Source organism: Nisaea sp. (assembly GCF_039990255.1).
Classification (GTDB): domain Bacteria; phylum Pseudomonadota; class Alphaproteobacteria; order Thalassobaculales; family Thalassobaculaceae; genus Nisaea.
The window spans coordinates 658,985-672,149 of record NZ_JBDXGG010000004.1; the positions used below are offsets into that span (position 1 = coordinate 658,985).

Here is a 13,165-nt window from a genome sequence, read left to right on the forward strand (position 1 = left end):
AAATGTTGAACGCATTGCGAAACACGGACATGTCCCGAACGACGCCCGCACCGGTGCCGACCAGCACCGGACGGGCCTCGCCGCGCGTCAACCGCTTGTCCGTGACCGCGTTCCGCAATTATACCTCGGCCCGAATGGATGTTTCGTCTTCGGCGATCGTGCTGACCGGGCCGAATGGTGCCGGCAAGACCAACCTGCTTGAAGCGGTCTCTTTTCTGACGCCGGGCCGTGGTTTGCGGCGGGCCAGGATTTCAGAAGTTGGACGGGTCGCTGCCGATGGAAATAACGCTGCCTGGGCCGTTTCGGCTGAGGTCGGCGGGATGATTGGGTACGTGCAGATCGGCACCGGGCGCGATCCGGGGCCTGAAGGCACCGGCCGTGACGGTGGCGAGAAACGTCTGGTTCGGATCGACGGTGTTCCGGCGAAGAGCCAGACCGTACTGGCCGAGCATCTGGCTGTTTCCTGGCTGACGCCACAGATGGACCGGTTGTTTATCGAGGGTTCTTCGAACCGCCGGCGTTTTCTGGACCGGCTGGTTTATGCCTTTGATCCTGATCATGCGACGCGGGTGAATGCCTATACCCACGCTCTGCGCGAACGGGCGAGGTTGCTGCGGAACGGGACACGGGATCCTGCCTGGTTCGCGGCACTTGAAGAATCAATTGCCGAAAAGGCGGTCGCCATCGCGGCTGCCCGTTCGGGGCTGGTGGCGCGGCTGAATGCGGTGACGATGACAGACTCAGGCCCGTTTCCGGGTGCTGAACTCTCGCTTGACGGTTATGTGGAGACGGAGATCGCCAGCCGTCCGGCGCTAGCGGTCGAGGACGAGCTGAAGGCGCGGCTGGAAGCTGCCCGGCGCCTTGATGGCAGCGAGCCGGCTCCCGTTCCTGGCCCGCATCGTAGCGACCTCGAGGTCCGGCATATGATCAAGGGCATGATGGCGCCGCACTGCTCCACAGGTGAGCAGAAAGCGCTGTTGATTGCCATTGTGCTCGGCCATGCAAGGTTGGGTGCTGATGAAACCGGTGCGGTTCCCGTGCTTCTGCTGGACGAGGTGGCAGCCCATCTCGACAGCGGGCGGCGGGCTGCGCTTTACGATATTCTCCTCGCGCTCGGCGGGCAGGTCTGGATGACCGGCACTGACCGTGCGCTATTCGCGTCCCTTGAGGGCGCTGGCCAGTTCTTTGCCGTTGAAGACGGTGAAGTGCGGGCCGATTGATCACCTGAAGGACTAGGAGCCGACATGGCACAAGATGATCTTCCGGAACAGAACGGCGTGACAGGCGAAGACGCTGAATACGGCGCCGAGTCGATCAAAGTCCTGCGCGGTCTCGATGCGGTCCGGAAGCGGCCGGGCATGTATATCGGAGACACCGATGATGGCTCTGGTTTGCATCATATGGTTTACGAGGTGGTCGATAACGCCATCGATGAAGCGCTCGCCGGGCATTGCGATCTGGTGACGGTTACCCTGAATGCTGACGGATCGGCGACGGTCACCGATAACGGGCGCGGTATCCCGGTCGATATCCATGCCGAGGAAGGTGTCTCCGCCGCTGAGGTCATCATGACCCAGCTCCATGCCGGCGGTAAGTTCGACCAGAACTCCTACAAGGTCTCCGGCGGCCTGCACGGGGTCGGTGTCTCGGTCGTGAACGCACTTTCTGAAAGCCTTGAGCTCCGGATCTGGCGTAACGACACAGAATATGTGGTCCGCTTCCGCCACGGCGAAGTCGAGGCGCCGCTGGCCGTGGTTGGTCCGGCGAACGGCAAGAAGGGCACGGAGATAACATTCCTGCCCTCCAGCGAGACCTTCACCAAGACAGTGTTCGACTTCAAGACCCTGGAGCACCGGCTGCGCGAACTGGCCTTCCTGAATTCCGGCGTGCACGTGCTGCTGAGCGACAAACGCGAGGCGGAAGAGGTTGCCGTTGACCTGTTCTACGAGGGTGGCCTAAAGGCCTTCGTCGATTATCTCGACCGCAACCACAGCCCGCTGCACGAGTCGATCGTGGTCTCCGGCGAGCGCGATGGGATCACTGTCGAAGTCGCGATGCAGTGGACCGATAGCTACCACGAGAACACGCTCTGCTTTACCAACAACATCCCGCAGCGCGATGGCGGTACGCACCTTGCCGGTTTCCGTGGGGCCATGACCCGGACGATCAATGCTTACGCGCAAGAAAGTGGGATCGCGAAAAAGGAAAAGACGCAGCTCAGCGGTGACGATGCCCGCGAGGGTCTCACCTGCGTCTTGTCAGTGAAGGTTCCGGACCCGAAGTTCTCATCCCAGACCAAGGACAAACTGGTTTCCTCCGAGGTCCGGCCGGTGGTCGAGTCGATCCTGGGCGAGCGGTTGCAGCAATGGTTCGAGGAACATCCGCAGGACGGCAAGAAGATCGTCTCAAAGGCATACGAAGCCGCAGCGGCGCGGGAAGCCGCCCGTAAGGCACGTGAGTTGACCCGCCGCAAGGGCGCGCTGGATATCGCCAACCTGCCGGGTAAGCTGGCTGATTGTCAGGAGCGAGATCCGTCGCTCTGCGAAGTCTTCCTCGTTGAGGGTGACAGCGCCGGCGGCTCCGCCAAACAGGCGCGTGACCGCAAGACACAGGCCATCCTGCCGTTGCGCGGCAAGATCCTGAACGTGGAGCGCGCCCGCTTCGACAAGATGCTGTCCAGCCAGGAAATCGGAACGATCATCGCCGCGCTTGGCACCAGCATCGGCTCGGAAGAATTCAACGCCGACAAACTGCGTTATCACAAAATCATCATCATGACTGACGCCGACGTGGATGGCAGTCACATCCGGACCCTGCTTCTCACATTCTTCTTCCGGCAAATGCCGGAACTGGTTGAACGCGGCCATCTCTATATCGCCCAGCCGCCTCTATACCGTGCCAAGAAGGGCAGTTCAGAGACCTATCTGAAGGACGATCGGGAGTTGGAAGCGTACCTGATCAACAATGGCATTGACGGGGTTACCCTGAAGCTCGCCGACGGAGCCCAGATTCTCGGCCCGGATCTGGAGCGGATGGCGGAACAGGCACGGGACGCAAAGACCCTGATCGAGCCGCTGGTGCGCCGCATCGGTTCCGCCTTCGTGGTCGAGCAATGTGCGATTGCCGGTGCACTGAGTCCGGAATTACTGGCCGATTCCGAGCGTGCCAGTAAAACAGCTGCCAGCATAGCCGAGCGGCTTGATGCGCTTTCCGAGGATATCGAGCGCGGCTGGACGGGCCATTTCGATGCGGACAATATCGAGCTGGTGTTCGAGCGCACCCTGCGAGGCGTGACCGAGCGGTACCGGATCGATCAGATGCAGGTCCGGACCCCTGAGGCCCGCCGCCTTAGCGGCCTGGCCGACGAGTTGGCCGGGACCTTCGGCAACGGCGCAACTTTGCTGATGAAAGATGCGGAACGGCCAATCCATGGCCCGATCGCATTGATCGAAGCGATCCAGGAAAGCGGCCGCAAGGGCCTCACCGTGAACCGCTATAAAGGTCTCGGCGAGATGAACCCGGATCAGCTTTGGGAAACCACCCTCGATGTCAATCAGCGCACCTTGCTACAGGTCCGGGTCGACCATCTGGACGAGGCGCAGGAAATCTTCTCCACCCTGATGGGCGATGTGGTCGAGCCACGCCGCTTGTTCATCCAGGAGAATGCGCTGAAGGTGGCTAATCTCGATATCTGACCGGCGGCCCTGGAGACCGTCTAACGCGAGAGGCTTTCTCAGCTATTGCCCGTGATTATTGTCGCGGCTAGGCTTGTGACTGACTCGTGTTGGGGGACGTTGGGGAAACCTATGTTGCATCGAAGTGCCGTGGCTTTGTGCCTCGCGCTATCTCTGTCGGCCTGCGCCGGTAGGGAAGCTGTCACTGTTGCCGAATTTACCCGGCAGGACGATCAATTGACCTGTTCCGAGCTTGATCGGGAAATAGGGCGGAACAACGATGCAATGCGTTCGCGTGTTGTCGAAGGGCATGATCGACAGGGCCGCAACTTCATGGTTGGCGCGGTTGGAATCCTGCTTTTCTGGCCGGCGTTGGCCGCGCTGGATTTAAAAGATGCTCCTGGCAAGGAGCTTGCCGCTCTGGAGATCCGCAATAAGGCGTTGGTTCGCTATGCGGATCAAAGGGCATGCAGAGTGCAGACGGCGCTCGATATTCCGGCCGTTGAGGCTGAATATAAGGCAAAGTTTGACAGTGAGGGCAATCCGGTCGAATCAAAACTTGTCGACAATGGTAGGGTCGCACCTGTCACTCACACCGTCGCACCTCTTGTTTCCTCGACCGCAGCATCGCAATCCGTTGATCCCGTTGCACGGGATGGGCTGAAGGGATTGATGGACTTGTTTCTGCGCGGTGACATCGACCAGATGGAATACGAACAACGCCGTGTTGCCCTTGGGCTCTGATGGTGAAGCTGCGCACCGACGCTCAGAACTGGTTGAGCGGCAGTTTCAGATAGCGCACGCCGTTTTCTTCCGGCTCTGGCAAATGTCCGGCCCGGACATTTACCTGGATCGCGGGAAGGATGAGCTTCGGCATGTCTAGGGTTTTGTCCCGGGCCTCGCGCATGGCAACAAAGCTATCCTCGTCGGCACCGTCCTTGAAGTGGATACTCCGGGCTTTTTCCTCTGCGACAGTTGTCTCAAAGGCAATCTCGCGGCCGCCCGGCTGGTAATCATGCCCGACGAAAATGCGGTAATCGTCTGGCAGTGACAGGATGCGCTGGACCGAATGATAGAGGGTACGGGCATCACCGCCTGGAAAATCGCAGCGGGCACTGCCGAAATCCGGCATGAAGATCGTATCGCCGACAAAGAGCGCATCGCCGATCCGGTAGGTCAGACAAGCCGGTGTATGACCCGGCGTGTGCATCACTTCGCAGTCCAGATGACCAATTGTAAAAGTCTCGCCATCCTGCCAGAGATGCTGGAACTCGTTCGGCTCATCGCTCAGGTTTTGCAGATTGAAGACCGGTTTGAAGACGTCCCGGACGTCCTTGATGTGCGAACCGATGGCAATGCCAACCCCGAGTTCGCGGCGCATATAGGGTGCGCCCGACAGGTGGTCGGCATGGGCATGGGTCTCGAGCAGCCAGCTCACCTGCAGGCCCTTGTCCCGGATATAGCCGAGCACCTTGTCCGTGCTCTCGGTGAAGGTCCGGCCCGAGGCGGAGTCGAAATCAAGCACTGAATCGATGATGACCGCCTGTTTGGTGTCCGGGCAGCTCACGACATAGGTGATGGTCGATGTTCGCTCGTCGAAAAACCCTTCGACCAGAGGTTTCGTCACGTTGTCCATGGCACTTCTCCCGGAAAAGGCTTGTTTCCGCTTTGTTGATTCAATATATAAGCAATTACTTATATATGTAAACCGGATCGCTCAGGATTTTGCGAATGGCAGGACTATCCCTTGAGATCATGGAGCAGAAGGCGTCCGGCGTTGCAGACTTTCTGATGGCCGCCGCGAACAAGAACCGGCTCATGGTGCTGTGTCATCTCGCCGATGCAGGCGAACTCACTGTGAACGAACTCGCGGCGCGGCTGGACCTCTCGCAGCCTGCGCTGTCGCAGCATCTGGCGCGCATGGCGGAGGAGAAATTGGTCGCGGCTCGCTCCGAAGGGCGCAGCCGGTTTTACGCCCTGACACCAGGGCCGGTCAGCGATCTGCTCGCCGTTTTACAGAAACATTTCTGTCCGCCTGAAGAGGCGGATGTTGCGGCCGAATAGAAGCGGCCGAAGGAAAGGAAAACCCATGCAGACCAATCACCATGAACTCCTGGGCATCGATGCCCAGAGCGCCGCGCCACAGATCGAAGGCGGCAAGCTTGTCCTGATCGATATCCGCGAGCCGGACGAGCGGGCGCGTGAATGGATCCCCGGATCTGTTGCCATCCCGCTTTCCGCATGGAAATCCGCGGATCTCGCCCCCTATCGCGGTAAAGGCGTCGTGCTCCATTGCCGTTCCGGTAATCGGACCATGATCAATGCGCCGCTTTTTGTAGAAGCCGGATTTGCCTCCGCTGCTTTTCTTGAAGGCGGCATTGAGGCCTGGAAGGATGCTGGCCTGCCGGTCACGCGAAACAAGAAGGCGCCGCTGGAGATCATGCGCCAGGTGCAGATTATCGCGGGATCTTTTGCCTGTGCCGGCGGCCTCGCGGGCTACCTGGTTGATCCGATCTATGCGCTGATCCCTGCCTTTGTCGGTGCCGGCCTGCTGATGGCCGGTGTGACCGGCTGGTGCGGTATGGCTCGGCTGCTTGGCCACATGCCCTGGAACAAGCCTGCATCTGCCTGACATCATCCATGCAAGGCGATGGCCTGGGCTTCGGCCTCCGTCGCCCGTGTATGATCGCCGCGACCGCGATGGGCACGGGCGGCGAACCGCCAGTTCATCGGGCTCGTCGGCTTCAGCGCGGTACGTTCTGAGGCCAGTGCGAGGGCAAGGTCGTTTCGCCCTCCCCTGAGGGCGGCTTCCAGCAGGGTCATACCAATAATGTCGCGCTGAGCATGGCTGCCGCCGAGATAGCGGGTGCGATACCGGATCGGCAGCAGGATATCGACGGCCTCTCCATATTGCTCCTCGGCAAAGGCCTTCAAGGCCTTGCAGAAGGGTTGGCCGACCGTTCGTGTCATGGCCGCGTTCGCGTCGTTGGCGGCGGTGGTATAGCGCTCATGCGCATTCAGCACCTGCTCCGCCACCTCCCAGCGGCCGTCGGCGACAAAGGTCATCATCGCGTGCACATCATTGAAGGCATAGAGCGTGTCCGTCGCGCTCGGCTCCCATTTGTCAGCCAGCGTCTTCCAGCGATCACCGACATCAACACCAAGCAGCTCCAGCCGCCAGAGCAGCGCGGCCGCGTCCAGTTCCTCGTACCTGTCGCCGCTTGAATCGGTGCTGCGCAGGCAGCGGTCATAGATGTCGAGCACCTGATCGTTCTGGGCAAGGTCGAGATGGTAGAGCGAGAGATGCCACCAGAGATGGTTGGCGAAATTGCTGTAGGCCCAGTCCTGCTCGCGTGATCGCATCCAGTTGATACCGCCCGATTGCCGGCCCTGACTCTCCATCACGTGACCGACCGCGTGAATGGCGTAGGCGTCCTTCGGGTTCATGGCCACGGCGCGGCGCCCGCACTCCTCGGCGATGTCGAAATCCCGATTCTCCTCAAGCCCGAAGGCATAGAGGCCGAGCACATAACCATATCCCGGGACACTTTCATCCCAGGCATGGAGGATGCGGGCCACCCGGTCCCGCTGGTTGTCCGTGTCGCCGAGCAGCACGTCGGAGAGATGGGCGAGCTGCAATGCCAACAAATCACGCGGGAACTGCACCAGCAACGCGTCCCAGAGATCGACGGCGCCATGGAAATCGCCATCGGCCCAGGCCCGGATTGCCTCGATATGCCGGCGCTCCCGTTCATTGGCGCGTGGCGCCAGGGCTTCGGCGGTCTTGAGTGTGCTGACAAGCTCTGGATAGATCCGGGTTTCCATCGCCTGCGTCAGGAGCGCCGCCTTGAAGATCTGGCCCATGACGAAATCCGGCTCGGCATCGAGCACCTCGGTGATCTCGCCGAGCGGGTCCCCGGAATAGGTGAGGAACATTTCGTGAGCATTTTCCAATGCCGAGACGAGGGCGTTGTCGGCATTAGAGACGGCGAGGTCCCTGCAGTCCGTGATGGTCATGGCGGATCTCCGGCCGGTGATGTAGTCACTGTCGCATAGCTACGCGCCTGGACGATCACGGACAATGCGAGAGCGCGTGATCGGATCGAGAGGATTAATAAAAACAAGCTTTTACGGTCTATTTTTGATTGCATTTATGAAGATAGCATCAAAAATTAACAATATGTTTAAGAAAATCTGCTAATTAGATGTTCTTAAACAATTTAAATCTTCCTGATACGAAAAGTGATGCGATTTTTCGAGTTAATCCAATATATTAAGTAAGTTAAAAATATTTGATTAAATCAAATGCTTATGAGTTAATCCTAACATTAAACTTTGGGTGCGGTTCCTGATGGCACGGACTCCGGCAAAAAAGCCTGCGGCGACAACGGGCCGCTCATCTTCCAGTGCGCGAAAGACCGCCGCTCAGAAAGATGCTGCGCGCAAACCGACAGCCAAGCCGCAACCGAAAAAAACCGCGTCAAAAAAACCAGTCAGAAATAGAACCGCTACGGGATCGCGAAAGTCACCAACGTCCCGCCGCCGTAAATCAACTGTGGTTCGAAAACGTACCGGAATCGTAACGAAGCTTATCAAGGTTGGTTTTGTTGCTGCTATCTGGGCTGTTGTGCTGGTTGGCGGTGTGCTCGCCTATCACGCTTACCAATTGCCGGATATCACCGATCTTGATCGCTATGAGAGGGCGGGCGCAACCCGGCTGCTCGATCGCGATGGCGCCATGTTCGTGTCCTATGGGGCCCTGCATGGTCGCCCTGTCACAGCGGTTAATCTTCCCGGCCCACTGATAAATGCCCTGGTCGCGACCGAGGATCGGCGGTTCTTTTCTCATTATGGTATCGATCCGATCTCGATCCTGCGCGCGGCAATGGTCAATCTGAAGGCAGGGCGGACGGTGCAGGGCGGCAGCACTCTGACCCAGCAGCTCGCCAAGAACGTCTTTCTCAGCGCGGACCGCTCCTACTCACGAAAAATCCAGGAACTGTTGCTGGCTTTCTGGCTGGAGCACCGCTTCAGCAAGCAGGAGATCCTCGCCATCTATCTTAACCGGGTCTATTTCGGCGCCGGTGCTTATGGAGTGGATGCAGCGGCCCGCAAATATTTCCGCCGTCCGGTTGAGGATCTGACCGCTTACCAATCCGCCATGCTGGTCGGCTTGCTGAAGGCGCCGTCACGCTACAATCCGGCGGTCGATCGGGAGCGCTCGAAGGGGCGCACCCGGCAGGTTCTGCTGAACATGGCTGATGCGGGTTACCTCACCGAAAACGAGGCAGAGCGGATCGCTGCCCGTCCGTCCGCAATTCTGGGGGCCGCTGGGGTCAGCCGCAATCATCGCTATTTTGCTGACTGGGCGCGTGAACGTGCGAACGGTTATGCAGGTCCCGGTGGTGGCGACCGCTCGGTCCGCACGACCCTTGACCGGCGGCTTCAGAAAATCGCGGAACACGCTGTCAGCGAGGGTATGAAGCGTGGCGCCAAGAAAGGCGCCCGGCAGATTGCCATGGTGGTGATGTCGCCGGATGGCGCTGTCCGAGCGATGATCGGTGGCCGAGACTATTCCAAGTCCCAGTTCAACCGCGCCACCCAGGCGCTGCGTCAACCGGGCTCTGCTTTCAAGCCGTTCGTTTTCCTGGCCGCGCTCGAGGCGGGTTATGAGCCATCGACAAAGCTCCCGGACTCAGCAGTGACGCTGAACGGCTGGACGCCGCGCAATTTCGATGGCCGGTATCGCGGCGAGGTCACGCTCGAAGATGCACTGGCGCATTCGCTGAACGCTGCAACGGTCAATCTCTCCGAAGCGATAGGCCGGCGCCGGGCGCTTTCGGTGGCGCGCCGGCTCGGGGTTACGGCCAACCTGCCGAATCGGCCAAGTCTCGCGCTCGGTGCGGGCGAAGTAACGCTGCTCGAAATGACGGCGGCCTATGCGGCCTTTGCCAATCAGGGCCATTTTGTCTCGCCCTATGCGGTAGAGCGCGTTCAGACGTCCGCCGAAGGCGCGATCTATGCACATGATGCCCGGCCAGCCCCGCAGGTCGTGGAGGCGCGCACGATTGCCGCGTTGAACAGGATGTTGCAGGCGGTGGTGGAAAGCGGCACCGGCCGCAAGGCCCGGATCGGAAGGCCGGCTGCCGGCAAGACCGGAACTTCGCAGGATTTCCGCGATGCATGGTTCATTGGCTATACGGCGGATTTGGTCGCCGGGGTCTGGGTCGGCCGGGATGACGCATCGGCCATGGACGGTGTGACAGGCGGCAGCCTGCCCGCCGAGATCTGGGCCGCCTTCATGTCTAAAGCGGTGGACGGTCCGCCGCGCCCGCTCGCGGCGCTCGATCAGAACAAAGCAAACAGACTCTGAGATTCGTTTCTAGAAGCGCGGCATCTCGATATCGACGATCAGCGGCAAGTGGTCGGATCCGACATGCGGGCCGAGCGCCGTGCGCGTGACATTGAGCGTCGGTGTTGCCAAAACGTGATCGATCGGAAGTGCCATCGCGGAACCGAGCCAGTTTTCTCCCCAGGTATAGGAGCGGCGGAGGCCGGGAAGGACCTTGGTGCCTGAATTGCGGGCCACTTCCTGAACGGCATGGCTCCAGGGTGCAGCGTTGAAATCTCCAGTGAGGACGAGCGGTGTGCCGAGTTTCGACCAGGCTGCCGATAACGCCGATATCTGCGCCGCCTGCGGAGACGGAAACGGCCATCTCAGATGAAGCGACGCAACGGTCACTTGCCGGTCGTTCCGTTCCACCGCGGCCCAGGCGAGACGGTGATCGTTCAGGCAACCGGTCGTGGTGAAGGGGGTGCGAGAGAGGACGGCGATCGCGGAGGAGCGTCGATAGGGGCAGATCAGCTGATGCGGATATTCCTTCTGCAGCCGCCTGATGACCTCGGGCGGCTCCAGCGACACTTCCTGCAACGTGATGACATCCGGTGCGGCTTCGGTGATGAAGTCCGCCACCCGCTCCGCGTCTGCATAGATGTGATGTAAATTGAGGGAGACGACGCGGATATCCCGCCCACCTTTGCGCATGTCGGCCGCCGCGCCGCTGCCTCCGAACAATTGCCCGAGCAAGCCGACGCTGACCACGACGGTCACGGTGAGAGCGAGCCCGTTGACCCAGGCGCCGGTGAGGAAGAGCAACGGAATGAAGGGTACGGCCAGGACAACAAGATGCAGGCGGAAATGGGAGAAGCTGTCGGCTATTGGATGCACGGCGCCGAACATCCCGGCGATCAGGGCGGCGGCGATGCCCCAGGAACAATAAATCGCAAATTGCTGAAGAGAATCCATACGGCAAGAACCCGGCACGTAATCAATGAAACGAAAGACGGTGCCGACTTTCACCCAGAATTTTGACAAGAAAATGAAGGCTTTTAGGCTTAGTGCTCAGCCATAGCGATGGAGTGTGGCGCCGTGTCGTTTCAGCCAGGCACGGGACATGTCCATATTCTCGACCAGCCCGTCGCAAAGTGCCCAGAAGCGGCCGGAATGGTTCATTTCGACCAGATGTGCGGCTTCATGGGCGCAGACATAATCCAGCACATGCTCCGGCGCCAGGATCAGGCGCCAGGAGAAGGAAAGCGCGCCGGTGGAGGAGCAGCTTCCCCAGCGGCTGCGTGTGTCGCGCACGGAAATCCGTGTCGGTTTGCGCCCCAATTGCCCGGCATGGAAGCGGGCACGCTCCGAGAGCTCGCGCCGGGCTTCCCGTTTCAGCCAGTCCGTCAGGCGCCGGGCCAGATGGTCGGCGCCTCCGGACACTTCCAGATGTGGCTGGTCATCGTCAGGGCTTTCCGATCGACGGACTGCGCCCCGCAGCTCCGGTGCATGGCGTATCCGGTGATCGACACCGAGCAAGGGGATGGTTGTCCCGTCTTCAAACGGGATGGCATCCGGCAGGCGGGCCAGCCTGTTCTCAAGCCAGACGACGTTCCGGGCGACGAAGCTCTCTGCCTGGGAGAGAGAAATCCCCGGTGGCAGTACCAGCTCCGGCTCCCCGCGGGCCGGATCGACCTTTAGTGACAGCCGCCGGGCGCGCGCGGATATCCGCACAGGCACTTCGATTGAAGCACCGTCACGTCCTCTCACGATCAGCGGGCTGGAAGCATTCATGGGCCGGTTTCGCAAAGTCTTGTGGCTCAAAGCCTGGAGACTACCAGATATTAGTGCCGTTATGGATCTGTAAGGTCAATCCCAGCTCAGTCTTTCGATTCTCCCGGGCGCGGAATCAGCATCACCGAAACCACGCCGAGCACACCAGCGACCGCGAAGAGGTCAGGCATCACCATCGGGTGCAGGTTCTGCAGACTGCTGATGAAAAGCGAGCCAACCGCACCGGCTCCCATCTGCAGGAAACCGAGTAGGGCGGAGGCAACACCGGCAATATGCGGAAAGTGCTGCAGGGCACCGGCCATGGAATTCGGCACGGTGATACCAAGGGCAACGAGAAGCAGCACACTTGGGCCAATGATCGCGACCGCCGAAACATGACCGAGTTGAGCCGGGATGAACATCGCTATACCGGAGATCAAACCCAGAATGCCGCCGATCCGGACCATGTTGTAGATCCCGATCTGGCGACCAAATCTGTTGGAGAAGATGGTGCCTGTCAGAAAACCGGCGACATTGAACAGAATCAGCAGCCCGTAAGCTTGCGGCGAGTAGCCAAGCTGCATCATCAAAATATAGGGCGAGCCGGTTTGGTAGGCGAACAGCATGCCGAAGATGCAGCTGTTCAGGGCGGCGTAACCGGCAAACCGTCGATCGACAATCAGCGAGCGGTACGCGCTCAACATGCCACCCAGCCTCATGGCATCTAGATTTTTCTGGGGAATCGTCTCTGGCAGCCGTAGCAGGCAAAACAGGAACATCATTCCTGCGATGGCCGCCATAAAGATGAACGCCGCTTGCCACCCGAAAAAGCCTTCAAGCTGTCCGCCGATGGTCGGCGTCAGCGCTGGGGAGAGCGCCATGGCCATACCGATAAATGACATGATCCGGGCGGCGTCGGTGCCGTTTGTCTTATCCCGGATCACCGCGCGGGCAATCACGCCACCGGAGCCGACGCCAATGGCGAGGAGAACGCGCGAACCTATCAATGCCCAGATGGTGGTGGACAGCGCGCAGGCGAGCGCCCCGGCGACAGAGATGGCGAGACCGGTCAGGACGATCGGCCTTCGGCCAAAACGGTCCGACAGCGGTCCTGCGAGCAGTTGGAAGAATGCGAAAGCGGTAAAGTGTACCGTTAGTGTGAGCTGAACCGTGCCAATGTCAGTCTTGAAGTAATCCACCATGGACGGCAGGGACGGGATAACGAGGCCTACCGACATCTGGCCGAGGGCGACCAGGAGTGTGAGCGTCGCGATGCCGCTGGCCGAATCGACCCGGAAATCGGTTTTTTGCATGGGTGATCTTCGACATGGGAAAAAGGCCGCCACTGCTGACGGCCTTCCTTTCATAAAGCAATTTTGCGCAGCCG

11 protein-coding genes are annotated in these 13,165 nt (G+C 60.0%); 6 read left to right on the forward strand and 5 right to left on the reverse strand.

Annotated elements, in window-relative coordinates; genetic code table 11:
* Positions 1-29 precede the first annotated feature (29 nt).
* From recF to ABJ076_RS03865, 3 genes are all read left to right on the forward strand, one after another.
* Entirely contained in the window at positions 30-1,220 is a 1,191-nt protein-coding gene (recF, locus tag ABJ076_RS03855; protein WP_348186171.1) for a DNA replication/repair protein RecF, read from the forward strand.
* Positions 1,221-1,244: 24 nt separating this feature from the next.
* Positions 1,245-3,695: a DNA topoisomerase (ATP-hydrolyzing) subunit B gene (gyrB, locus tag ABJ076_RS03860; RefSeq protein ID WP_348186169.1), complete on the forward strand. Its 2,451-nt coding sequence runs from the start codon at positions 1,245-1,247 to the stop codon at positions 3,693-3,695.
* A 111-nt stretch (positions 3,696-3,806) separates the two neighbouring features.
* Positions 3,807-4,418: a hypothetical protein gene (locus ABJ076_RS03865; protein ID WP_348186167.1), complete on the forward strand. Its 612-nt coding sequence runs from the start codon at positions 3,807-3,809 to the stop codon at positions 4,416-4,418.
* Positions 4,419-4,440: 22 nt separating this feature from the next.
* Here the strand turns inward: ABJ076_RS03865 and ABJ076_RS03870 are convergent, their stop codons facing one another.
* Positions 4,441-5,310: an MBL fold metallo-hydrolase gene (locus ABJ076_RS03870; protein ID WP_348186165.1), complete on the reverse strand. Its 870-nt coding sequence runs from the start codon at positions 5,308-5,310 to the stop codon at positions 4,441-4,443.
* Positions 5,311-5,405: 95 nt separating this feature from the next.
* Here ABJ076_RS03870 and ABJ076_RS03875 point away from each other — a divergent pair, with 95 nt between their 5' ends.
* Together ABJ076_RS03875 and ABJ076_RS03880 are read left to right on the forward strand one after the other, a co-directional pair.
* Entirely contained in the window at positions 5,406-5,738 is a 333-nt protein-coding gene (locus tag ABJ076_RS03875) for a metalloregulator ArsR/SmtB family transcription factor (protein ID WP_348186163.1), read from the forward strand.
* Between the two features lie 25 nt (positions 5,739-5,763).
* A complete protein-coding gene (locus ABJ076_RS03880) occupies positions 5,764-6,306 on the forward strand; it encodes a rhodanese family protein (protein ID WP_348186161.1) in 543 nt (180 codons plus the stop codon).
* Positions 6,307-6,308: 2 nt separating this feature from the next.
* Here ABJ076_RS03880 and ABJ076_RS03885 read toward each other — a convergent pair whose 3' ends face one another.
* On the reverse strand, positions 6,309-7,691 hold the full coding sequence (locus ABJ076_RS03885) for a tetratricopeptide repeat protein (protein WP_348186159.1): 1,383 nt from the start codon (positions 7,689-7,691) through the stop codon (positions 6,309-6,311).
* 538 nt (positions 7,692-8,229) lie between these two features.
* On the opposite strand from ABJ076_RS03885, the gene ABJ076_RS03890 reads away from it, so the two are divergent.
* Positions 8,230-10,047 carry a PBP1A family penicillin-binding protein gene (locus ABJ076_RS03890; protein ID WP_348186157.1) on the forward strand — a complete coding sequence of 606 codons (1,818 nt, stop codon included), beginning with the start codon at positions 8,230-8,232 and terminating at the stop codon, positions 10,045-10,047.
* A gap of 9 nt (positions 10,048-10,056) precedes the next feature.
* Here ABJ076_RS03890 and ABJ076_RS03895 read toward each other — a convergent pair whose 3' ends face one another.
* The 3 genes from ABJ076_RS03895 to ABJ076_RS03905 form a co-directional block, all read right to left on the reverse strand.
* Positions 10,057-10,980 (reverse strand): endonuclease/exonuclease/phosphatase family protein, encoded by a 924-nt coding sequence (locus tag ABJ076_RS03895; RefSeq protein ID WP_348186155.1) that lies wholly within the window; start codon positions 10,978-10,980, stop codon positions 10,057-10,059.
* Between the two features lie 96 nt (positions 10,981-11,076).
* Positions 11,077-11,799, reverse strand: coding sequence for a SprT family zinc-dependent metalloprotease (locus tag ABJ076_RS03900; protein ID WP_348186153.1), 723 nt, complete (start codon positions 11,797-11,799; stop codon positions 11,077-11,079).
* A gap of 86 nt (positions 11,800-11,885) precedes the next feature.
* Entirely contained in the window at positions 11,886-13,091 is a 1,206-nt protein-coding gene (locus ABJ076_RS03905; RefSeq protein WP_348186151.1) for a multidrug effflux MFS transporter, read from the reverse strand.
* Positions 13,092-13,165: the final 74 nt, after the last annotated feature.